Source organism: Pantoea sp. ICBG 985, assembly GCF_002928365.1.
GTDB lineage: Bacteria > Pseudomonadota > Gammaproteobacteria > Enterobacterales > Enterobacteriaceae > Pantoea > Pantoea dispersa.
The window spans coordinates 320,215-343,311 of the sequence record NZ_POWM01000004.1 but is presented as its reverse complement, the minus strand read 5'-3'; the positions used below and the strand labels follow the sequence as shown (position 1 = coordinate 343,311).

Annotated in this window: 12 protein-coding genes; 3 read left to right on the top strand and 9 right to left on the bottom strand. The window is 58.4% G+C overall.

The genetic code is table 11. The features are described from left to right. Positions 1 to 163 precede the first annotated feature (163 nt). The 3 genes from C1Y42_RS14135 to C1Y42_RS14125 form a co-directional block, all read right to left on the bottom strand. Entirely contained in the window at positions 164 to 1,969 is a 1,806-nt protein-coding gene (locus C1Y42_RS14135; RefSeq protein ID WP_104093785.1) for an Ig-like domain-containing protein, read from the bottom strand. Between the two features lie 12 nt (positions 1,970 to 1,981). Beyond that, entirely contained in the window at positions 1,982 to 5,395 is a 3,414-nt protein-coding gene (locus C1Y42_RS14130) for an Ig-like domain-containing protein (protein WP_104093784.1), read from the bottom strand. A gap of 193 nt (positions 5,396 to 5,588) precedes the next feature. Beyond that, on the bottom strand, positions 5,589 to 7,433 hold the full coding sequence (locus C1Y42_RS14125; protein WP_233210726.1) for an Ig-like domain-containing protein: 1,845 nt from the start codon (positions 7,431 to 7,433) through the stop codon (positions 5,589 to 5,591). Between the two features lie 401 nt (positions 7,434 to 7,834). On the opposite strand from C1Y42_RS14125, the gene C1Y42_RS14115 reads away from it, so the two are divergent. Next, positions 7,835 to 9,157 carry an MFS transporter gene (locus C1Y42_RS14115; protein ID WP_021509584.1) on the top strand — a complete coding sequence of 441 codons (1,323 nt, stop codon included), beginning with the start codon at positions 7,835 to 7,837 and terminating at the stop codon, positions 9,155 to 9,157. A 789-nt stretch (positions 9,158 to 9,946) separates the two neighbouring features. Here the strand turns inward: C1Y42_RS14115 and C1Y42_RS14110 are convergent. Genes C1Y42_RS14110 through C1Y42_RS14090 form a run of 5 tightly spaced genes read right to left on the bottom strand, consistent with a single transcriptional unit; the run spans position 9,947 to position 15,155 of the window. Then, entirely contained in the window at positions 9,947 to 10,909 is a 963-nt protein-coding gene (locus C1Y42_RS14110; RefSeq protein ID WP_104093782.1) for a spore coat U domain-containing protein, read from the bottom strand. Continuing rightward, positions 10,906 to 13,338: a fimbria/pilus outer membrane usher protein gene (locus tag C1Y42_RS14105; RefSeq protein WP_104093781.1), complete on the bottom strand. Its 2,433-nt coding sequence runs from the start codon at positions 13,336 to 13,338 to the stop codon at positions 10,906 to 10,908. The genes C1Y42_RS14110 and C1Y42_RS14105 overlap by 4 nt, the downstream gene beginning before the upstream one ends. Further along, on the bottom strand, positions 13,338 to 14,036 hold the full coding sequence (locus tag C1Y42_RS14100; protein ID WP_370445701.1) for a molecular chaperone: 699 nt from the start codon (positions 14,034 to 14,036) through the stop codon (positions 13,338 to 13,340). Before C1Y42_RS14100 ends, C1Y42_RS14105 begins: the two co-directional genes overlap by 1 nt. Before the next feature lie 23 nt (positions 14,037 to 14,059). Beyond that, positions 14,060 to 14,563: a spore coat U domain-containing protein gene (locus tag C1Y42_RS14095; RefSeq protein ID WP_021509579.1), complete on the bottom strand. Its 504-nt coding sequence runs from the start codon at positions 14,561 to 14,563 to the stop codon at positions 14,060 to 14,062. Between the two features lie 22 nt (positions 14,564 to 14,585). Then, positions 14,586 to 15,155 carry a spore coat protein U domain-containing protein gene (locus C1Y42_RS14090; RefSeq protein ID WP_021509578.1) on the bottom strand — a complete coding sequence of 190 codons (570 nt, stop codon included), beginning with the start codon at positions 15,153 to 15,155 and terminating at the stop codon, positions 14,586 to 14,588. Positions 15,156 to 15,702: 547 nt separating this feature from the next. Here C1Y42_RS14090 and C1Y42_RS14085 point away from each other — a divergent pair. Continuing rightward, a complete protein-coding gene (locus C1Y42_RS14085; protein WP_104093780.1) occupies positions 15,703 to 17,802 on the top strand; it encodes a bifunctional diguanylate cyclase/phosphodiesterase in 2,100 nt (699 codons plus the stop codon). 162 nt (positions 17,803 to 17,964) lie between these two features. After that, positions 17,965 to 20,055, top strand: coding sequence for a bifunctional diguanylate cyclase/phosphodiesterase (locus C1Y42_RS14080; protein WP_104093779.1), 2,091 nt, complete (start codon positions 17,965 to 17,967; stop codon positions 20,053 to 20,055). A gap of 209 nt (positions 20,056 to 20,264) precedes the next feature. Here C1Y42_RS14080 and C1Y42_RS14075 read toward each other — a convergent pair whose 3' ends face one another. Further along, positions 20,265 to 22,970: an Ig-like domain-containing protein gene (locus tag C1Y42_RS14075; RefSeq protein ID WP_104093778.1), complete on the bottom strand. Its 2,706-nt coding sequence runs from the start codon at positions 22,968 to 22,970 to the stop codon at positions 20,265 to 20,267. Between the last annotated feature and the right edge of the window lie 127 nt (positions 22,971 to 23,097).

Below are 23,097 nucleotides of genomic sequence, written 5' to 3'. Positions count from 1 at the left end.
TATTGCAGCGAAAGCCGCCGCGCTTTGTTATTGAAAGCGCATTTTGTAATAGATGACGTAACACGCCGTATGAGATACGTCCCGAAGGGAGAAAAATCCGAACGGATTAAAAACAGAGGAAAAGGAGAAGTTGATGCCGTGCTGCGCGCACGGCATCGGGGGATTACACCAGCTCGATTTTCACGCCGTCCTGCACCAGCAGTTCCGCATCGCCGTGGCTGAATACGTGGTACTGGCTGCCAGCGATGGTGACGGTGCCCGCCTGCTGCGTCCAGCCGCTGACCGCTTCGCCTTCTGGCAGGATGTCGCTGAGCTGCACGCTGTCGCCGGCCTGGCCGCTGACGCGCAGCTGGGTTTTGCCGTCGTCAATGAACAGGCCCTGCTGACCGGCTTCCACCACGTCGCTGAGCGTCAGGCCGAGCGGGGCGAGCGCGTTGATTTCCACCTCGCCCGGCGGCGTGGCGTCCACGACGATACTGTACGCAGGCAGGCCAGCGTCGTAAGCGCCGTAACTGACGCTGAGGCTGTGCGAGTCATCGCTGAGCTCTGGCGTGATAAAGCGCCAGTTGCCGTCTGAGCCGACCTGCACGCTGCCGATCAGCGTGCTGCCGTCGTAGACGTTGAGCACGCTGTTGGCCTCGGCGACGCCGCTCAGCTCCGGCTGGCGATCATTAGTGATGCCGCCGTTGCTGACTTCGCCGATATACAGCGCCACGTCGTCATACACGCGGAGGATTTCTGGCGTGTGCTGGCCGCCCGGCATCAGGACGAGCTCAAACGTATCGCTCCACTGGCTGTCGCCCTGCGCCTGCGCGGCAAACGACCAGACGCCGTACTCCAGCGCCGGCGGCGTGAAGCTCCAGTTGCTGTCCGCGCCCACTGTCACCACCACGGAATGGGTGAACTCGCCAGCAATGCCGTAGCGCACCACCACGTTGCTGTTGGCTTCGCCGCGCCCGCTAAGGGTTGGCGTGGTGTCATCGGTGAGCGCGCCGCTTAGCAGCGTGCCGGTGACCGGGCCGAAATCGTCGGTGGCGTGGGTCAGCGTGGCGTGCAGCGCGTCGCTGCCGGCGAAGGCGATATCGAGCCCGAAGCTGTCGCTCCAGCTGCCTTCCTGACCGGCGCGGAACTCCCAGCTGCCGGCGTCCAGCTCAGCCGGTGGTGTCCAGCTCCAGCGGGTGCCGTCCATCTGCGCCGCGCCGCCGTCGACCCATTCGCCGCTGGCGTTACGGTACTGCACAAAAACCGTGCTGCCCGCCGGGGCGCTGCCGTGCAGTTGCGGCGTAGCGTCGTCGGTGAGCGCGCCGCTCAGCAGCGAGCCAGTGACCGGGCCGGCATCATCCACCGCGTGGGAAATCACCGTGGCGGCAGACCCGTCGCGGCCAATCAGCAGTTCGAACGGTTCAGACGGTTCACCCTCACGCAGCTTGCCGTTAAAGGTTTCAACCGCCACCAGCGTCAGCTGGTGGGTGCCGTCGTTCAGGTCGGCGTCCGGCTCCAGCGTCCAGATGCCGGTTTTGGCGTCGGCCTGCGCGCTGCCGATCACCGTATCGCCCTCTTTCAGGTATACCACGGTGCCCTTTTCGGCGACGCCGGTCAGGGTCGGGCGACGGTCGTCGGTCATGCGTCCGGCGTCGAAGCTGCCGGTGATGTCGCCCTGGTCATCGTACATATTGAGCAGGCGCGGCGCGTCCGGCGCCGTGTAGTCGACCACCTGAATGAACTGAGCGGGGTCACCGATGTTGCCGGCGGCGTCAATCATGCGCACCGACACGATGTGTTCGCCTGGCGTCCAGTCGGCGGGCGGCGTCCAGCTCCAGCGGCCGTCCGGGCCGACACTGACTGTGTACGGCTTGTTGCCGTCGATGACGATTTCCGCAAAGCCGTTGCGCGCCTGCGGACTGGTGCCGCTGTAGCCGCGGCGCGGGTCGTCGGTGTAGCGGTAAGATGCATTAAGAATCTGGTTCATGATGGCTCTCCCTTACACCAGCTCGGTTTTCACGCCGTCCTGCACCAGCAGCTCAGCGTCGCCGTTGCTCCAGACGTGGTACTGGGTGCCGGCGATGGTCACGGTGCCAGCCTGCTCGGCCCAGCCGTTTTGCTCACTGCCCTCTGGCAGGATGTCTTCGAGGCGCACGGTGTCGCCCTGGTTGCCGTTGACGATGATTTGCTTAGTGGCATCATCAATCGCCAGGTTCTCACTGCCGTGCCTGAGCACATCCTGCAGGCTCAGCGTCAGGGCGTTATTGCCGGCATTGTCCATCTGAATCACGCTGGTTCTGCTGCCGTCCTCAACCTGGTCGGCAAAAATCACCGTTTGATCTTCGCTGTTGACCAGCAGCTGATAGAGCTGATTATCGGCGTCGAAAACCTGGATCGGGTCATAGAGGTCGTTTTCGTCAAACAGGTACAGTTTGCCGCCGTTGGTGTTGACCTCCGGATGGACATATTCGCCCCATTTGATATCGTCAATTGTAATGCCGATATCACTGTCATCACTTGTTCCCTCCTGACCCAGTACAAAATCGATGTGACCAATTTTTTTACCCGGCGGTGCGATAAACTGATAGGTATTGGGAGGTGTTACGGTTTTTAAATCCACGGTTGCGAGCATTTCACGGAAGAGAATTTCACCGGTTGTTGAGTAAACGATAATTTCATGTCGGTTGGCTGAATGAACGGCGTTCAGTGCAAATTCGATCTTTTCCGTGCTGCCAAAGTCATACGTATACGTTGAGTTGTCGCCTAATAAAAATGCATGATGTTCTCCGAAGCCACCGTAAACTTTAGATGATGCTATATGTGAAACTGCACCCTCATGCGCTTTTCCGGAGAATTTAACGCCACCCCATAAAGTGTTAACTTTTGTCATATCGAACTTGAAGTCATTGTCATACTTGTCAAATGATTCCAGGCCTGAGTCAACGTTTGCACCCCAGGCGATGTTATCTATGGCGAAGCCTCCATTGGTATTGCCGGGAACACTATCGCTTCCTACAATAAATTCGATATGTGAAATACTGCTTCCCGGTGGTGAGAAATGTTCATAATGCTTTACTTTTGATTCTGTTGCTGGTAAGTATTCTTCATGCAAGATAGAACCATTAGTTGAGTAAACTATTATCTTATGGGTGTTGGCATTATCTAAGTAGCTAAAATCAAAAGAAAATTTATCTGTTTTTTCGAAGTTAAACTCATATGATGAGTTCCCTCTAATGTAGAAAATGTTGTTTTTGTTAGCACCTGGGTCGGCAATTATTCCAAGGTCAGTGCCGTAAATTGTTTTAACAAATAATCCACTTTTCAGACGTTCTCCGGTCCTGTTAAATAGATATCCTGCATCGTATCCTTCAAGGTTATCAAAACCATGACTGTTAGTGTTTATTTCATGTTTAGAGTAGCGTTCAGTTATGATGTTATCAATCCCGTAGCCAGTAAGCGACCCAATAATATGGATTTCAGCGTAACTAATTTCTGCGTTACCAGAGTAGAATTGTAATACCTCTCTGCTATTTCCTCTTTCATCATTGGAGTAAACTCGCCCCAGTTCTTTCCCGCTTTCATCAAAGAAGCTGATGTAGGATTTGGAACTTTCCCAATCAAGTGCGGTGAGTTCAAAGTAATTTATTTTTTCCTGGAAATTAACTTTTTGCACGAACTCATTAACATTGCTATCTTTTCGGATGACGAAAAGACCGCCCCAGCGCTCATGATCTTCTATTGCTGTAGTAACATTGTCATGCTTTTTATAGATAAATGTCAGGTTCCCGTAATTAACATCTTTATTGATATTGACAGGGGTAATGTCTTCAAAGTTGTAAACATGAGTAATGGTTTCACTGTCAATAATGTTTAACGAATAATTTGCACTATAGCTAGTTCCATTAGTGGTTTTCGCCCTGAAATCCCAGTTACCATATTCCAGCTCGTCCTTGGGCGTAAACGACCAGCGGCCATTCGCATCCGCAACCGTCGACCCGCTATGCCAGGTTTTGCCGTCGCGTGAGTACTCGACCTGTACAACCGCATTCGCCTCGGCACTGCCGCGCAGCTCCGGCTGAGTATCATTGGTCAGCCCGCCCGATTTCACCTCACCGGTGATTTTGCCCACGTCATCCCAGGCCATAGCGATCTCTGGTGCGACGCTGCCCGGCGCCACAATCTGCAGCCCAAACGGTTTACCGTTCGCATCACGGGTTGCCGTTCTCCCGGCCTGAAACTCATACGTCCCCGGAGAAAGACGGTCAGTCTCATACTCCCAGCGGCCATCGGCACCGGCAGTCACGCTGTCCAGCAGTTCCCATGTGCCCAGCACGTTGCGATAGTGGATATACACCAGGCTGTTAGATTCGGCGCGGCCGTGCAGGTTTGGCGTGCGGTCATCGGTAATCGCGCCGTTGCCCAGCGTGCCGGTGAACGGGCCAAAGTCATCGTAAGCGTGGGTGATTTCCGTTTTTGCTGCCGGTGCGAGATCGATATCCAGCTTGAATTCGTCGGTCCAGCCGCTGCCGGCGTTGGCGCGGAACTCCCAGTTACCGGCACCCAGCGCCGGGTTTGGCGTCCAGCTCCAGCTGGTGCCGTTCATCACCGCATTGCCGCCGTCGATCCATTCACCTTTATCGTTACGGTACTGAATACGCACCACGCTGCCTTCCGGCGCACTGCCGCGCAGCTCTGGCGTAGTGTCGTCGGTGATGCCGCCGCTTTTCAGTGAGCCGGTCAGGCTGCCGGCATTGTCGATCGCCTCAATGATTTTGGCCACGCCGCCCGGATCGCTCGGCACGTCGCCGTCTTTTCCGATAGTAATGTTAAACTCATCGGATACTTTGCCCTCACGCACCTTACCGGCGAAGGTTTCCGCAGCCACCAGCGTCAGGTTGTGACGACCATCCGCCAGATCCACCGTCGGCTCCAGCGTCCACAGGCCAGTTTTCTCATCGGCTTTGGCGCTGCCGATCACGGTGTTGCCCTCTTTCAGATACACCACGGTGCCCTTTTCGGCGATGCCGGTCAGGGTCGGGCGGCGGTCATCAGTCATTTTACCGGCGTCAAAGCTGCCGGTGATGGCGCCCTGATCGTCGTACAGGTTGAGCAGCGTCGGTGCGGCCGGCGGCGTGGTGTCGACTATCAGCGTGCGCTGCGTCGGCGTGCTGAGGTTACCGGCGGTATCGATGGTCATAAAGGAGAGGCTGTATTCACCGTCGGCCAGCGCTTCCGGTGGCGTCCACTTCCAGCTGCCGTCCTGCGGGTTGATGTCGACAAAGAAATTCCTGTCGCCAAGCGTAATCATTACCTGGCCGCCTTTGCCCACTTCTGAATCGATTTTACCGAAAAACGTTGGGGTGTTGGTGTCGCGCTCGAGGTACTTCACCTCTTTAAAATCAAACAGATCCATGGGATTTTTCCTGTGTTTTACGTTGGGTCTATTGCAGCGAGCCCCGCTGCGTCTGGTTATAAAGGGCGCATTTTGTAATAGATGACGTAAAGCGCTGTATGAGACCTGTCCCGAAGGGAGAAAAGTCCGAGCGGGTTAAAAGCCGGGGAAAGAGAGCGGGGTGATGCCGTGCTACGCGCACGGCATCGGGGGGTTACACCAGTTGCAGTTGTACGCCATCCTGCACCAGCAGTTCGGCGTCGCCGTGGTTCCAGACGTGGTATTGCGTGCCGGCAATGGTCAGGGTGCCGGTCTGCTGCGTCCAGCCATCAACCGCTTCGCCTGCTGGCAGAATATCCTGCAGCTGCACGCTGTCGCCCGGCTTGCCGTTCACCAGCAGCTGGGTGCTGTCATCCTCGATGAACAGCCCTTTGCCACCTTCGCTCAGCAGCTGGTGCAGCGTCATCGCGTCCGGCTGGGCTTCATCCTGCGCCTGCTGATCGAACGCGGCGTCAGGGCTGACGTCGAGCACGAATTTGCTGCTCCAGTTGCTCTTCATCTCGCCGGTCGAGGCGCGCGCCTGATATTCCCACACGCCAGGCTGATGCAGATACGGCGAGGTGAAGCTCCACTTGCCGTCGGCATCGACCAGCACGCTGCCGGCGTGGCGCAGGCCTTCACCCTGCACGCCATATTCGATCTCAATCACCTGGCCCGGCGTGCCGCTGCCGTGCAGCGTTGGCGTGGTGTCATCGGTTGAGTCGTGCTGATAAACCGGCCCCTGCAGCGGGCCCGCGTTGTCCCAGGCGTAGTCGATGGTCGGCTCCAGCGGCGCACCGGGGATCACCAGCAGCTCAAACTTATCGCTCCACGCGCTGGCTTTGCCATCGGCCACGCCGCGCGAGCGGAAACCCCATTCGCCAAAATAGGTCAGTTCAAAGCCGGCGAACTGCCAGTTGCCCTGCGCATCGACCGTCACGCTGCCCGCGCTGTGCCAGCCGCTGTTACTCAGGTTGTACTCAATCTCAACGATGCTGCCCGGCGCACCGCGACCTTCAAGCACCGGCGTTTTATCGTCGGTGGTGCCGCGATGGTGCACCTGGCCGGTATGGGCACCGGTATCGTCACGCGCACAGTCGATAGCCGGACGCAGATTCTCCAGCGCCGACATATTAAGGCTGAAATCCGGGCGGTAGTCGTCTTTGCTGTTCTCATAGGAGGCGTAGAAGGTGTAGATGCCGTCACCGCTGATCATCGCGCGCGACTGAATCACCCAGTCGCCGTTGGCATCGGTTTTAACGCTGCCTTTATAGCCGATGCCGCCGTGATCGTTCTGCGCGAACAGATAAACGATGCTGTTCGGCTCCGCGCGGCCCACGATCAGCGGCGAGAAGTCGTCGGTGGTGGAACCGCTGGCGAGCTGGCCCTGTACGGTGCCGACATCGTCAATCGCGTAGCTGATGGTCGGCGGCACCGGTCCGCTTTCAACCACAGTGATGTCAAAGTGGTCAGAAGGTTCGCTGACGCGGCCAAACTCGTCGGTGGCGGTGACGGTTAGCTGATGCCCGCCCGCGCCCAGCAGCGGCTCCAGCGACCATTCGCCGCTTTTACTGGCCACGGTGCTGCCAATCAGCCTGTCGTGATCGTACAGCCGTACCGTGCTGCCCGGCAGCGCATAGCCCTGCACTTTGGGCGTGGTGTCATCAATAGTGTGACCGCGCCCGACCGGGCCGGTTTCGCTGCCGACATCATCAAACAGCGCGGTGATCGCCGGTTTGTCCGGCACCGAGAGCGCGACGTCAACAGAGAACGGATGCGGTTCACCGTTGTCGCCGATGCGCGCCACCATGTCGTGGCTGCCTTCGCTCAGCGAGAACGGCGGCTGAAATGACCAGCTGCCGTCGGCGGCAATCGGCGTACTGTAGCGGTGATCGTTGATAATGAATTCAATGATTTCACCGGCCTGCGCCGGCAGGCTGCCGCTCAGCAGCGGATAAGGTGTGCCCACTCGCAAGGTATTAATGGATGAAAAGGGGTCAAAGCTGAGAGGTGTTAGCATAAGTATTCTCCACCAAAATCAACAACGGCGTGATTACCGTTGCCTGCCCAGCATAAAGGGGGAGGGGATGGCGGCATGTACCAGAATCGTCTCGTTTCTAAGACTGATCTTAATAAGTTCTGCTAATGAAAAAGGCATTAAAAAGAGTGGGATATGGCTCATGATATTGTTTGTTGGGGATTGATATCGCTGAATTTATACCACTCGTAAAGTCGATAGTCTGTGCTGCACCTGTCACCTGGAAAGCCCAGAATTATTAACTTTCCTCATAAGCTGATCGGACCGGCTGTGTTAATTATTTGTTACCTTTGTTTGTACTTTTGTAAAGTGCAATGGTGAACAGGATCACATCTATTCGCGCGCCGGCAGGCTAAAACAGGAGAAAAACCAGGAAGGACGATATGAGCTCAAGTCACGCTTTACAAAAGTCATCGCAGGGCGGTGCCAAAACCATCTTTAGCGTTACCAGCGGTAACTTCCTTGAGATGTACGATTTTATGGTGTTTGGCTACTACGCCACCGCCATTGCAAAAACCTTTTTCCCGGGCGACGATCCGTTTGCCTCGCTGATGCTGACGCTGATGACCTTTGGCGCCGGCTTCCTGATGCGTCCGCTCGGGGCGATTATACTGGGGGCCTACATTGACCATCACGGGCGGCGCAAAGGGCTGCTACTGACGCTCGGCCTGATGGCGCTCGGTACGCTGACTATCGCGCTGGTACCAGGCTACGCCACGCTGGGCGCGGCGGCACCGATTCTGATTCTGCTGGGTCGCCTGCTGCAGGGTTTCTCGGCAGGCGTGGAGCTGGGCGGCGTTTCGGTTTATCTGTCTGAAGTGGCTCCTAAAGGCCGCAAAGGCTTTTACGTCAGCTGGCAGTCGGGCAGCCAGCAGGTAGCGGTAATCTTTGCCGCGCTGCTGGGGCTGGGGCTTAATCATCTGCTGGCGAAGGACGCGGTGACCGAATGGGGCTGGCGTATTCCGTTTGTGGTCGGCTGTCTGATTGTGCCGTTCCTGTTCTGGATTCGCCGCATGCTGGAAGAGACCGAAGCCTTTAGCCAGCGTAAATCGCACCCGTCGATGGGCCAGATTGTGCGTTCAGTGGGACAGAACTGGGCGCTGGTGCTGGCCGGCATGCTGATGGTGGTCACCACCACGGTGATGTTCTACATGATCACCGCATTCACCCCGACCTTTGGTAAAACCGTGCTGATGATGAGTGACAAACAGAGCTTCCTCGTGACGCTGTTTGTCGGCATCTCGAACCTGTTCTGGCTGCCGGTGATGGGCGCGCTGTCGGACCGCGTTGGGCGGCGGCCACTGCTGATTACCTTTACCGTGTTGATGATCCTGACGACCTGGCCGGTGCTGCACGGGCTGGTGGGATCGCCGACCTTTGCGCACCTGGTTGAAGCGGAGCTATGGTTATCGTTCCTGTACGCCAGCTATAACGGCGCGATGGTGGTGTATCTGGCGGAGATCATGCCGGCTGAAGTGCGCGCTTCGGGCTTTTCGCTGGCTTACAGCCTGGCGACCGCGCTGTTCGGCGGTTTTACGCCGGCGATTTCGAGCTATCTGATTCATGCTACAGGCGATAAAGCGATGCCGGGCGTCTGGCTGTCGTTCGCCGCCGTGTGCGGTCTGGTAGGCACACTGCTGATTGGCCGCATGGTGAAACAGTACCAGGCGCGGCACAGCGCAACGGTAGTGGGCGCGTCGCTGTAGTTAGAGTTGGTATGCGCTGAGCCTCACTTTAACTTTCTCTCACTTGCCCTCACCCTAACCCTCTCCCGCACGCGGGAGAGGGAACCGCTCGGTGCGGGTTTGCAGACCTGCACTTCACCTCAACACTCGCTTGGTTGGCTCCTTCTCCCGCTGGCCCTCACCCTAACCCTCTCCCGCACGCGGGAGAGGGAACCGCTCGGTGCGGGTTTGCAAACCTGCACTTCACCCAACCCCCCGCTCGAACAACCCCTTCTCCCGCTGGCGGGAGAAGGCGGGGGATGAGGGTGCCAGCCAGCTCCTGCTCTGCGTGCTGGCCCTCACCCTGACCCTCTCCCGCACGCGGGAGAGGGAACCGTTCAGTGCGGTTTCGCAGACCTGCACTTCACCTCAACGCCCGCGCGGTGGGCTCCTTCTCCCGTCAGCGGGAGAAGGCGGGGGATGAGGGGGCCAGCGAGTTCCCGTCTGCGTGCTGGCCCTCACCCTGACCCTCTCCCGCACGCGGGAGAGGGAACCGTTCGGTGCGGTTTGCAGACCTGCGCTTCACCTCAACATCCGCGCGATCGGCTCCTTCTCCCGCTGGCGGGAGAAGGCGGGGGATGAGGGGGCAAGCCAGCTCCTGCTCTGCGCGCTGGCCCTCACCCTAACCCTCTCCCGCACGCGGGAGAGGGAACCGTTCAGTGCGGTTTCGCAAACCTGCACTTCACCTCAACCCCCGCGCGATCGGCCCCTTCTCCCGCTGGCGGGAGAAGGCGGGGGATCAGGGTGCCAGCCAGCTCCCGTCCCACCCCGCTAAAACGCCACATCCACCACCACGCTATCGCTGTAATTGCCCGCTGCGGGCGTATTCTGCGTAGTCAGAATCTGCGCCGTATAAGTAAAGTTGCGCGTCACGGTATCCGCGTTGAGCGATGTCGAGGTCGCGCTGCTCCAGCGGTCGCTGCCGCTCGGGCCCCAGCGATTAGTGGTGGTAGTACCTTTATAAATATCGTACGCCAGCCGGTTGGTGCCGCTCGCCATCTGCCGCGTGGTGCCGCTGAAAAAGCTGCCATTACTCAGTCCTACCGTATACGTGCTGCCCTTTGAACACACCACGTTAATCGTCTGCTGCACGGTAGAAAAACTACCGACCAGCGGCGCACTGCCGAAGCTGACGTTCGGCGCCGTAATCGTGGTGCAGTCGTTGGTGATCACCATATTCACGGTGATCGGCATCGCCGTCCCGCTGCTGCTCTGCACCGTACCAACGCACACGCCGGCCACGTTCAACCCGGCGCACACGTTATAACTCACCGTCAGCGTGATGGTGGTGGTGTAACTGCCGGCGGCAATCACCTGGCCAGGCACAGTACGGAAATAGAGTGGAATGACAAAATTGAGGCTGTTGCCGAGCGCCAGCAGCGCGGAAGAGTTCCAGCGATAGCTGCCGCCCTGGCGCAACTCGGTGGCACAGGCGCTGTCGATGCACAGCTGAATCGGCACGTTATCGGTGCCGCTGGCCGATGCCTTCATGGTGGCGCGCGTGCCGCTCAGGTAGTTGGCGGTGGTAAACGCATAGGCGACGTAATCGCTGCCCAGCAGGTTGAGCGTGCCGGTGCCGCAGTTAACATTGGTGTTACTGGAAGTATTGACCGCCGTTGACTGCACGTAAAACGTGGTTTGCGTGCCAAAGCTGGCGCTGGGGGCCGAAAGCGAACAGAGCGCGTAGCTGCTGGCCGGCAGCAGCCACAGCAGCAAAAACAGAAATTTCCTCATGGCGAGATCCCTGACTGTGAGTTGTTGGCGGCATTCACTGCCGTACCGGGCGCGGCAGGCGGCAGCGGGCAGGTGAGTGGACCGTAAGTCTGCAGCGCTTTAGGCTGCCCCTCAGCGATAGCCAGCGTGGTCTCGCACTGGCGTCCGTCCGGCGTCACCACGCGCATCGGGTTGCTGGCGCTGAGATCTTCCATCCACACGAGGCCGTCCCAGCCGACATATTCGGTGGCGCGATCGCGGCGCAATACCTGGCTGGAGACCGGCAGCGGCTGGCCGTTGCTGTCGTGCAGGATCACGCTGGCGGCGCGCAGGCGCTCCACCGGGAAATTCAGCAGATAGCCACTTTTGCGCTTCACCGCGAAGCGCTGCTCCACTCTCGGCGCGGTCATGTCAGCCGGCAGATCGAGGGTATCGATATCGTACTTCGCGCCGTAATAGCTGCTGATGGACGGCACCAGCAAATAGCCTGCGTCATCGGTGCGGCCCATCGTCTGGTTCTCGTAGCGTACCGTCACGTCCGGATAGCGGGTTTTCACCACCACAAAGGCATCGTTGATGTTGTTGGCGGCGAACACATGGTTGTCCATCAGCACCAGCGAGCCGGTGAAATCGGCCCACTGCGTGGTGTTGTCATCGTCGCCGTAAAAGCCGGCGGAAGTATCGATCTTGTTGTTGCGATAGCGCAGGCTGCCCTGACGATAATCGCCGCTGTCGCCGCCCTGATGCGCCCATGACGCATCGTAAGCAAAACCGCCGTCGCTCGGCATGGCGCGCGACACGTACAGGCGCTGATTGCTTTGCCCCTGCTGATCGCGCTCGACGCTGATCGATGCGCTGCTCTGTTCGCCAAACGGAATCACCAGCGAAATCGCGCCGCTCCAGTCGCCCTGTTGCTGGTCGCGGCTGGCGGAGATGTACAGGCTGCTGTTGCCCCACAGGTTTTTACTCCACGATAAATTCCACAGGCGGGTGCGATCGCCGCTGCCGCCGGCGATGTCCAGATACGCCAGACCGAGGCTGCCGTACTGGCTGAGCGACAGGCTGGCGGTGTACTGCGCGCTGCGTCTGGCGAGCGAATAGCTGGTGTTGGCGCTATCGCCGCGGCTGCCGACCAGCGCCAGGTTGCCGAAATCCGCGCTGCGCAGCGTGTGCTGGGTGCCGAGGCTGAACCAGCTGTTGTTGTACTGGTAACCCCAGCTGTACTGGGTGCCGGGCCTGCCGTCCAGCTGGCTCTGCGCCAGCGCGGCATTGATGACGCCAAGGCTGCCCAGCTTCACCAGCGCGCCGGCACCGCCCATCGCCACGTCACTGCTGCCTTCGGCGTGCGATTCCAGCGTCAGCCGGTCGCGCAGGCCGTAGCGATAGGAACCGCTGGCCGCCGCCACGCCGTAATCAAAGTTTTTGATGCCGTAGTTCTCGCGAATCGCCCCGGCGGAGAAGGCGTAATCAGACAGGCCGGTTTTCAGCAGGCTGCTGGAGACGTAGAACGGCAGCGTCGTCGTCACCTGACGACCGACCGCGTCGGTGGTGGTGATCACCGCATCGCCCGCCCCGTTCACGAACGGCACATTGGTCAGCGACCACGGCCCCGGCTGCACGTTGGCCTGCGCGCTGCGATAGCCATTGATAAACAGATCGACTGACGACGGCACCGCCGCCTGGCCGCTAAAGGCCGGCAGCGGGTAGGTGACCAGATCTGGCCGCACGCTGAAGTCACGCGCGATCTGCACGCCGCCAAGGCGCACGCTGTTGCTCCAGCCCAGCGCATCCGTAATCAAATCGCCGGCGCGCCAGCTCAGCGCGGCGTTCTCGTTCTCGTTGCTGTACCAGGTGTCGTAGCGAATATAACCCTGCTGCTGGCCGCTGGTATCGCCCGCAAGCTGCTGGATATAGACACCGTTGCTGGAGAACTGGCCGGCCGGGCCGAACAGGCGTAGCTCGTTCCAGCTGGAGAGGCGCGAACCGGCGTTGTCGGTGCGCGTAGCGTAGAAGTCGTAGTTGAGCAGCGCGCCGTTGCTGGCCTGGCCGGGGTAGCGTGGGCCATTTTGCGGCTGACCGAGCGTCTGCTCTGGCAGCCAGGCGGGCGGTACCGTCAGCAGCAGGCGCTGACGGCGTTCATCGTATTCCACTTTAACCTCACCCAACTGACCGGGAGCGATCTGTTCGCCAGCCAGCTTCACCGCCGGAATGCCGGCGCGCTGCAGATCGCCGCTGCGCAGCCAGAACTCACCGTCGCGCCGCTCTACCGGCACAATCTCGCCCCGTTCGCGCTGGTTCACCACCAGTTCCAGCATGTATTGCTGGCCGCTGGCGCTGTGGCTGACGGCAGGCGGCGGTGGCAGCTCAGAGAAAGTCTCTGCGCTGCTCAGCGGGGAAAAGCACAGCACGCTGGTCACCGCCAGCGCGCAGGGAGGCGGCGTCAGTTTCATCAGCGCGCGGCAGCGCTGCGCCAGTGAGTTTTATTCACCTCGGCCGCGAGTTCACCGCTCACTGGGCTGTTCAGCGGCCAGCGGTGGCTGCTGTTAGCCAGCACATAGCCAAACAGGCCGTTGCCGAGCGCGCGACCGCCGACGGTGACGTTGCTCAGGCGCGCGTGGCCGTTGCCGCGATTGGTCAGCTCCAGCCAGCGTTTGCCGTCGCGGCTGACCTGACGCCAGCTGAGATCGGCTTTGGCGCTGTCGCGCGTCAGGCCATCGCCATAGACAAACAGCGGCACCGAGTAGCGCATCTGAAACGTCAGCCCGGCCTGATTCTCGCCCGGCGAGCGCGGCGTCGGGATCTCATCCAGCACCACGCGATAGGCTTGCTCTACGCCCGCGGGCGGCGCGCTCTGGCGAATCAGACGCACCAGCTGCTTCTGCCCCGGCTCCAGCCGCACCATCGGCGGGCTGGCGACCACCTGCTGCTGCGTTTGATACTGTTCCTGGCCGTCAATCTGCTGCCAGTTGAAGATGCGCACCTGCATGATGGTGGTGGCGTTACCGCGATTCTCCAGCCACAGTTCACTGGCTTTTTCCTGCGGATTGATGGCGGGATCGATCGGCCAGATCATCAGCGAGTTGGCCGCGAAGCTGGCGGGCGACAGGGCCAGAAGAAACCACAGAAGCAGGGCGCGCAGGCTCATCATTTTTCATCCTTTTTATGCTGCCATCACCAGCTCAGGGTGACGGTTAACGTATCGGTATAAGTCCCGGCGCGCGTCGGGCCGGGCAGGGTTAACAGGCCATAAATCGGCAGCACGATGTTATTGGCGTTGCTGTAACTCAGCGCCACCGGCGAGTTAACCGGAATCGCCGTGGTGTGCGCTGCGTTGGTGTACAGGCTGTAGGCCACGGTATCGGTGTTACTGGTGTGTTTGAGATTGCGGCTGCTGGTGTAATTGCTGCCGCCATTGATGCTCATGCTGAGGGCGGTACCCGGCGTGCAGGCGAGGGTGAGGGTGGTGCTTTGCACGTAGCTGGCGCTGACGCTGCTGCTCGCCACGCCCGACTGGGTGCCAAAATTCAGCGTGCCAAACACGCCGGTATTGGTACCGGAAATCACGCAGCCTGCCACCACTGACGCAGAGACCTGGAAGGTGGCCGTCGGCAAACTCCAGGCCGGGACGCTCCCTATCAGCAGGGCCAGGCTGCCAGCACGCAGCAGCCAGACCATCCTTCTTACCCCACCGCTGGCGTCAGTAGTTCACCGCCACGTTAATAGTATCGGTGTAGGTACCGGCCGGAATCAGTGGGTTAAAGCCGCCGCCGACTACCCGACCGTAAATGGCATAGTTGGTGCCGAGCGTCGGATCGGTGGTGCCGCTGGCGGCAATGTTGGTGTTGTTGGCGATGGCGGTGGTAAACGCGGCGTCGCTGTAAAGCGTATAAGCAATGCCCTGCGTATTGTTGGAACCGAGGATCAGATAACGCGGCTGGCCGCTCACCGTACCGTAAATAGTGGCCGGTGCCGGATTACTGCTGGTGACCTGCACATTGAAGGTTTGACCGGTGGTGCAGCGGACAAAAATGCCGTTCCCGGATGCGCCCACCAGGGTGGCGTTTAAGGTATCAAAGGTTGCAGCGCTGCTACCAAAGTTCAGGGTACCGAAGTTAACCCCGCTGGTGGCGGACTGACCGTTCACCAGACAGCCGGTGGTGAGCGTCAATGTGGCATTGATGGTTCCCGTTGTGGTGGCAGCAAAAACCGTTGCAGGGGCGAGCGCGGCGCTCAGGCTGGTAGCCAAAAGAAAAAGCTTGAGTTTCATAATCAATCCTTACTGATTATCCAAGGTCAGTGCTTTTTCGCCTGGTGATTTATTAATGAAACGAACCCGTAAATAACAAGACGCCGCGATCGGCAAACGAACTTAATGCCCTGCCACCTAAGAAAATTCTTAAAGGCTGAGTTAGTGATTTATATCAGTTTTATTTACTATAGAACACCCTTTTGCCGCTTGTACAACGCACCGGAGAATTTTCGCTAATCAATTTCTCCTTTTCCCCGTTAATGCAGTCATAACAAGGGCTGGCGGCCCGTTAAAAAAACCAAACGGCAAGTGATTCCCCCCTCTACCGCGACTTCAGGTTCAATGCTATGTTCATGCATTAATCAGATATCATTACTTTTCCCGGCCGCGACAGACGATGAGAATAAAAAATAGCCGTGCAATACCTCCAGTTATTTATGGATCTGTTTTTGTGTTGCCGCATCGCTGGTGGTCATTACCTGCCTCTCATTGATGTTTTCACTTTTTCTGTTGTTAATTGACGATACCGCACCTGCGCCGCCGCGGGTTGAGTTGAGGAGCGCACATGTTGCTGGTTACCTGGGATAGCGTTCTGGTTGCCGTTTCGCTGATTGTGGCGTTTATCGCGGCGTTTACGGCGCTGGATACCGCCGGGCGCGTCGCCGTGTCGCGCGGCCTGCTGGCGAAGCTGTGGCTGGTGGCCGGCGGTACGGCGATGGGGATTGGCATCTGGGCGATGCACTTCATTGGCATGCTGGCGATGATGATGCCGATGACCATGCGCTATGACATTCCGCTCACCGCCTTCTCGCTGCTGCTGGCAATTCTCACCAGCATCTTCGCCTTTGCGCAGGGTCTGCAGGGCAGCCATCTGACGCGCCGCCGGCTGCTGCGCGGCACGGTAATTCTCGGCAGCGGCGTGGTTGCCATGCACTATCTCGGCATGCTGGCGCTGCTGATTGAACCCGCCATTCACTGGGATCTTCGCCTGGTTGCGTTGTCGGTACTGATTGCCTACGGCGCATCCGGTGCCGCGCTGTGGCTGGCATTCCATCTGCGCCATGGCGAGAGCCTGCTGCTGATGCGCGCCTGCGCGGCGCTGGCGATGGGGGTGGCGATTGCCGGCATGCACTACACCGGCATGGCGGCCGCGCAGTTCAGCGCACCGGGCAGCATGCAGCACCACGGCATGGGGCAGGAGGGGCTGGCGGTGTGGGTGACCATCATCACGCTCACCATTCTCGGTCTGACATTGCTGATCTCAATGCTGGACGCCCAGCTGCGCGCAGCGCGTCTTGCCGCCCGGCTGCGGCGCGCCAACAGCGAGCTGCGCCAGCTGGCGCTGCACGATAATCTCACCGCACTGCCCAATCGCGTGATGCTCGACCAGCAGCTCAGCATGCAAATCAAACACGCGACGCTGTATGACCAGCCCTTTGCCCTGATGTTTATGGATCTCGATGGCTTCAAAGCGGTGAACGATACGTGGGGGCATCACGTCGGCGATCGTTTGCTGGTTGCCGTGGCGGAACGGCTGCGCACCCAGCTGGAAGCGGACATTTTGCTGGCGCGCCTTGGCGGCGATGAGTTTGTCATGCTGTGTCCGCAGTACGCGGCAACCCAGGCTGAAGCGCTGGCGCAGCGGCTGGTGCACAGCATTGATGCACCGTTTGAGCTGGATCGTTACTCGCTGCGCGTCTCGCTCAGCATCGGCATCGTGATCTTCCCGCAGCATGGCCGCAGCCCGCAGGAGATGATGTTTAACGCTGACTCGGCCATGTATCACACCAAGCACAGCGGGCGTAACGGCTGGAGCCTGTTTGAGCCGGTGATGAGCGCGGTGGCACAGCATCAGCTGGCGCTGGCCAACGATTTATGGAACGCGCTGGAGTGCCAGGAGATGCGCCTGTTCTACCAGCCGAAGTTTCGCGCGGGCGGGACCATTCTGATGGGTTTTGAGGCGTTACTGCGCTGGCAGCATCCGCGCCGCGGCTTACTGATGCCGGATATGTTTCTGGCGCGCGCCGAGAAAACCGGCCAGATCGTGGCGCTCGGTAACTGGGTGATCAACGAAGCCTGCCGTCAGCTGCGGCAGTGGCTGGACGAGGGCAACCGCGACTGGAGCGTCTCGGTTAACCTGTCCGCACTGCAGTTTCATCAGCGCGATCTGATCGACACGCTGCGCCAGACGCTGCAGCGCTATCAGCTGCCGGAAGGCGCGCTGATGCTGGAAATCACGGAAAACATCGCCATGCGCGATCCGCAGTTCAGCCAGCAGCGCATCGCCGAACTGCAGCGGCTTGGCGTCAAAGTGGCCATCGACAACTTCGGCATTGGCTACGCCAATCTGCTGCACCTCAAGCATCTTGAGGCCAGCGAACTGAAAATTGATCGCGCCTTCATTAACAGCCTGCGTGCCGACAGTGAGGATGCAACCGTGGTGACCGCCATGCTGACGCTGGCGCAAAGCCTTAACCTGCGCATGGTGGCGGAGGGCGTGGAGACCGAAGAGCAGCAGCGCCTGCTGACCGGTCTTGGCTTTGACACGCTGCAGGGGTATCTGCTGGGCAAACCGACGCCGGCGGAGCGCATCGGCGAATTCACCGCATCACCGCCAGTGACGGCGCTGTATCCTGATAACGTGCTGCCGCTCACCGGCGCCTGACCAGCAATTTTTGTTCTCCTTTACATCGGAAGCTTTCATCGTTCAGTGACTCATATCGGCAGCCGGTCTGCCGATAATTTCAATTATAAAACCAACATTTTCTTTTTCATTTCAACAACACCACAGCTGACTTAACGCAGCTTTTTTATATGGGAAATCACTATGTTAGTGACTTCGTACGATGCGTTTACCGTTCTCGTTTCGATACTGGTAGCGATGCTGGCCTCGTTTACCGCGCTGGATATGGCGGGGCGCGTCGCTTCCTCGACCGGCCGGGTGGCGCTGGTCTGGCTGTTGGGCGGCGGTTTCGCCATGGGCGTGGGCATCTGGGCCATGCACTTTATCGGCATGCTGTCGATGAGCCTGGATATGGTGATGAGCTACGATCCGCTGCTCACCGCCGCCTCAATGGTGGTGGCGATTCTTGCCTCCATCTTTGCCCTGTGGCTGGTGTGCTCGTCCGGCGACTTGCCGTGGCGACGACTGCTGGGCGGCGCGCTGGTACTGGGTTCCGGCGTGGTGGCGATGCACTACACCGGCATGGCGGCGCTGATGTTTGAGCCGGGCATCAGCTGGAACTGGGGCTGGATTGCGGTTTCGGTGCTGATTGCGCTGGTGGCTTCCGGTGCCGCGCTGTGGCTGGCGTTCAACCTGCGCGAAGGGCATGGCCGCGTCACGCTACTGCGCGTCGGGGCGGCCGTGGTGATGGGCTGCGCCATTGCCGGCATGCACTATACCGGCATGGCGGCGGCGAACTTCCCGATGCACAGTCACGCCACGCATCACGGCGTGAACAGCGACTGGCTGGCGATGCTGGTCACGGTAGTGACGCTGGCGATCCTCGGCATTACGCTGCTGGTTTCGATGCTCGACGCGCGTATGCAGGCGCGCACCTCGATCCTTGCGCGCTCGCTGGCAGAGGCCAACCGCGAGCTGGCGCAGCTGGCGCTGCACGATAACCTGACGCGACTGCCGAACCGCATCCTGCTGGAGGATCGCCTCGAGCAGGCGATCAACAAGGCCAACCGCGAGCGCTCGCAGTTTGCGCTGATGTTTATGGATCTCGACGGTTTCAAAGCGGTCAACGATGCCTTTGGTCACCACGTCGGCGATAACCTGCTGATTGCGGTAACCGAACGCATGACCGACCAGATGAAAGGGCACTACACGCTGGCGCGGCTGGGCGGTGACGAGTTTGTGCTGCTGATTGAGATCGGCGACCCCAATGATGCCGCAGCGGTGGCGGATGCGCTGGTAAAAGCCGTGGATCGCCCGTTTAGCGTGTCACGCTACGAGCTGATGGTGTCGCTGAGTATCGGCATCGCCGTTTATCCCGGTGACGGCAAGGACGAGCGCGAGCTGATGTTTAACGCCGACGCCGCGATGTATCACACCAAGAACAACGGCCGCAACGGCTACAACTTCTTCCAGCCGTCCATGAACACGCTGGCGCAGTCGCAACTGCAACTTAATAATGACCTGTGGCAGGCGCTGGATAGCAACGAGCTGCGTCTGTTCTATCAGCCTAAGTACTGCGCGCCGAGCGGGCCGATCATTGGCTTCGAAGCGCTGCTGCGCTGGCAGCACCCGACGCGCGGCCTGCTGACGCCGGACAAGTTTTTGCCGATTGCCGAGAAGACCGGCATGATCATTAATATCGGCAACTGGGTGATTAACGAGGCCTGCCGCCAGCTGCACATCTGGCACCAGCAGGGCCATCCGCACTGGTCGGTGGCGGTGAACCTCTCAGCCTTGCAGTTTGAGCAGTGCAACCTGGTCGACACCGTGACGCAGGCGCTGGAACAGCACCAGATCCCGGCGGAGCTGCTGACGCTGGAAGTCACCGAAACCACCGCGATGCGCGATCCGGAAGAGAGCGTGCGCATCCTCACCGAACTGACCAGCATGGGGGTAAAAGCTTCGATTGATGACTTCGGCACCGGCTACTCCAGCCTGCTGTATCTCAAGCGCTTACCGGCCAGCGAGCTGAAAATCGACCGCGCCTTTGTTAACGAGCTGCAGGCGAAATCGGAAGACGCCACCATCGTCTCCGCCATCGTCGCACTGGCGCAGTCGCTGGATCTCAAAGTGGTGGCCGAAGGCGTGGAAACCCAGGATCAGCAAGCGTTCCTCACCGGACTCGGCTGCGACACCCTGCAGGGTTTCCTGCTAGGCAAACCGCTGCCGCCAGAGCGCATCAGCGAGCTGCCGGATTTTGTGAAGGACAAACCCGCAGCGCTGATGGTGGAGTAGGGGCTGTTTTCTGCCGCCTGTAGCTCCTCTCTCGCGTGCGGTATGTCTTTTCTCCCTCTCCCGCGTGCGCGCTGTGTGTCTTTTCTCCCTCTCCCGCGTGCGGGAGAGGGACGGGGTGAGGGCCAGACCGCACCAAACCCAACAAAAAAAGCCGCAGCATCCCTGCTGCGGCTTTTACCTCAAGCTCACCTAAAAAGGAGGAGAAAAACTTACACCAGCTCGACTTTCACCCCTTCCTGCACCAGCAGTTCAGCATCGCCGTGGTTATAGACGCTGTAATGAACGCCAGCAATGGTGACGTTACCATTTTGTTGTATCCAGCTAACGCTATCGTGTGAATCGGGCATTAGATCTTTTAGCTTAACGACATCCCCGATATCACCATTGACTTTCATCTGGATATTACTGTTTTCTATAAATAAATTCATCTCGCCATGCTGAAGAATCGTTTTTACATCGACCAGTAAATCGTTATCGATTTTGTCAGACATATTAATGGTATTAACTGACCCTTTTTCTGTCAGCAGGTTAGCTAAATCGAAACTACTTTGTTCACCACTCAGGCCAATTACCTCGTTGCTGGTTTTCATATCGGCAAGGTGATTATCTGTTTTTTCTTCGACAGGTTTAATACCGATGTTGTCTATCGCGAAATCGTTACCGTTTCTACTCGAGGTACCATTGGTAATAGCTACCTTAACTTTTTTTGTTTCGGTTGCCGTATAATAACCTGTGTAATGTGTCCAGCTTGTTTTTTGAAGTGTTTCCGGAATGACCGATTTTCCATCAATGCTCATCCCGAGTTTTGATTTGTAATCGCCCCCTGATGTGTGTTGAAGGGCATCATAAGAAACTTCATAAGTTTTTCCTTTTTCCACAATGATAGTACGGTAAGCAACTTCTCCGTTGTAGCCGTCGGTGAGACCATTCGTCATACTACCCAACTGATTTGTTCCGTTGCCACTCCATTTTTTTACTGTCAGCTCACCAGATTGGCCATATTTCCCCGCAGCCTTCCATCCTTGCAATGTTCCATCATTAAAATCCCATAAATAGCCTGGTGACTCTTTTCCGGAATCGGTTACGTTGATAGCGAAAGTGTTACTCCACTTCGGAGTGCCAGTCTGGCCAGAGTTACTGGCACGAAATTCCCAGCCAGTTTGCTCTTTCAGTGCTGGCGATTGCCATGACCAGTTACCATCTTTATCTACAACCGCTGTGCCGCCTGCTATCCATGGATCACCAAACTGGCCATACTCAATAGTAATAATTTGTCCCGGAAAACCTGTACCTTTCAATATAGGTGTTAGATCATCTGTAAAACCGCCGTGTTGTATCAGCCCGGTTGAAGGGAGTGAATCATCAAACGCACCTAAAATGACTGGCGCTTCAGGTTGGATATTTAGATCAAATTGTAATGATTGTTCACCTGATTCACCCGCCTTAGCGATAAATTGCCAGCTGCCACTGTGCAGGTTTTCTTCCGGAATAAATGACCAGTTGCCTGTGTGATCTGTTTTAACTGAGTGACCGGTATTCCAGTTGCCGTTCAGAGATCGATATTCGATGAATACTACTGAGTTGGCTTCAGCTACGCCTCGAAGTTCTGGTGTCGCATCGTCAGTCGTCGCGCCGGATTTTAACGAGCCGGTTAATTTACCAACGTTATCAAACGCACTGGTAATTTGTGGTGCTAGTCCTGCATCAGCGGCTATCGTCAATGCAAAATCGCTACTGCTGTTATGCGTTTTATCATTATCACTGGCCGAGAACTGATAGCTGCCCGGCGAGAGACGATCAGTTTCATACACCCAGTTGCCGTCAGCTCCTGCCTGCACGCTGCCCAGCAGTTCCCAGTTCCCCAGCACGTTGCGGAAGTGAATATAGACAATGCTGTTCGCCTCTGCGCGGCCGTTCAGCGCTGGCGTGCGGTCATCGGTGATGGCGCCATTGTGTAACAGACCGGTGTTGATGCCAAAATCATCCCACGCGTGCGTGATGGAGAGTTCGCTCTGCGGTGTTAAATCGATCTCCAGCGTGAATTCATCGGTCCAGCCGCTGCCGGCGTAAGCACGGAACTCCCAGTTGCCTTCACCCAGCGCTTTATCCGGCGTCCAGCTCCACTCGGTGCCGCTCAGCGTGGCGTAACCGCCGTCAACCCACTGGCCGTTCACGTCCCGGTACTGGACCAGCACATTGCTGCCGGCTGGCGCAGTACCGCGCAGCGTTGGCGTGGTGTCATCGGTCAGCGCGCCGTTCAGCAGCTTGCCCTGAGCGGCACCCGCGTTATCCAGCGCGTGGGTGATTTCCACCTTGCCGGGAACCGGGACTGCAGAGTCATCGGCAACGGTCAGCGTAAATGCTTCAGATGCCTGACTGACGTAGCCACGGCCATCGGTGGCGGTGACGTAAAGTGCATGCTCACCGTCAGCCAGCGTCGGGGTGATTTCCCAGTAGCCGTTGCTGTTGGCTTTAGCGCTGCCAATCAGCTGGTTCTGCGCATTGTACAGGCGAACGATGCTGTCCGGCTCGGCCACACCCTTCAGGGTCGGCGTGCGGTCATCGGTCTGCTGGCCGGAATTCACCGGACCGGTTTTATTCCCCGCATTGTCATCGACACCAATAATCAGCGGCTGGTCCGGCGCGGTAAGGTCGACGTTTACGATAAACAGCGAAGGGGCACCGACGTTGCCAGCGCGGTCAATGGTGCGTACGGAGAGATTATGCGGGCCTTCAGCCAGCGGAAACGGCGGCTGCCAGCTCCAGCTGCCGTTAGCGGCGATGGTAACGGTATAGACGGTACTGTCCATTACGATTTCCATGATGCCGCCTGCTTCGGTTGGCGCTGAGCCGCTAAAAGTACGTTGCGGATCGGTGGTCCAGAGTTGTTTTGCGTTGGTGAGTGCTGTGCTCATGAGCTTATCCTGTTAAGTAATAATCACTGTCCTGGTGGATCTGGCCGCATCAAACGGCAGGTGGCGATTATTAGTTGATCGGATAATTCTCCCAACGAGAAAGGTCTTGAAGGAAAACTGGCGTTGC

Bases quoted from the DNA above. Each gene is read 5' to 3' on its own strand.
- C1Y42_RS14135 (WP_104093785.1), bottom strand. From the start codon at position 1,969: ATGAACCAGATTCTTAATGCATCTTACCGCTACACCGACGACCCGCGC.
- C1Y42_RS14130 (WP_104093784.1), bottom strand. From the start codon at position 5,395: ATGGATCTGTTTGATTTTAAAGAGGTGAAGTACCTCGAGCGCGACACC.
- C1Y42_RS14125 (WP_233210726.1), bottom strand. From the start codon at position 7,433: ATGCTAACACCTCTCAGCTTTGACCCCTTTTCATCCATTAATACCTTG.
- C1Y42_RS14115 (WP_021509584.1), top strand. From the start codon at position 7,835: ATGAGCTCAAGTCACGCTTTACAAAAGTCATCGCAGGGCGGTGCCAAA.
- C1Y42_RS14110 (WP_104093782.1), bottom strand. From the start codon at position 10,909: ATGAGGAAATTTCTGTTTTTGCTGCTGTGGCTGCTGCCGGCCAGCAGC.
- C1Y42_RS14105 (WP_104093781.1), bottom strand. From the start codon at position 13,338: ATGAAACTGACGCCGCCTCCCTGCGCGCTGGCGGTGACCAGCGTGCTG.
- C1Y42_RS14100 (WP_370445701.1), bottom strand. From the start codon at position 14,036: ATGATGAGCCTGCGCGCCCTGCTTCTGTGGTTTCTTCTGGCCCTGTCG.
- C1Y42_RS14095 (WP_021509579.1), bottom strand. From the start codon at position 14,563: ATGGTCTGGCTGCTGCGTGCTGGCAGCCTGGCCCTGCTGATAGGGAGC.
- C1Y42_RS14090 (WP_021509578.1), bottom strand. From the start codon at position 15,155: ATGAAACTCAAGCTTTTTCTTTTGGCTACCAGCCTGAGCGCCGCGCTC.
- C1Y42_RS14085 (WP_104093780.1), top strand. From the start codon at position 15,703: ATGTTGCTGGTTACCTGGGATAGCGTTCTGGTTGCCGTTTCGCTGATT.
- C1Y42_RS14080 (WP_104093779.1), top strand. From the start codon at position 17,965: ATGTTAGTGACTTCGTACGATGCGTTTACCGTTCTCGTTTCGATACTG.
- C1Y42_RS14075 (WP_104093778.1), bottom strand. From the start codon at position 22,970: ATGAGCACAGCACTCACCAACGCAAAACAACTCTGGACCACCGATCCG.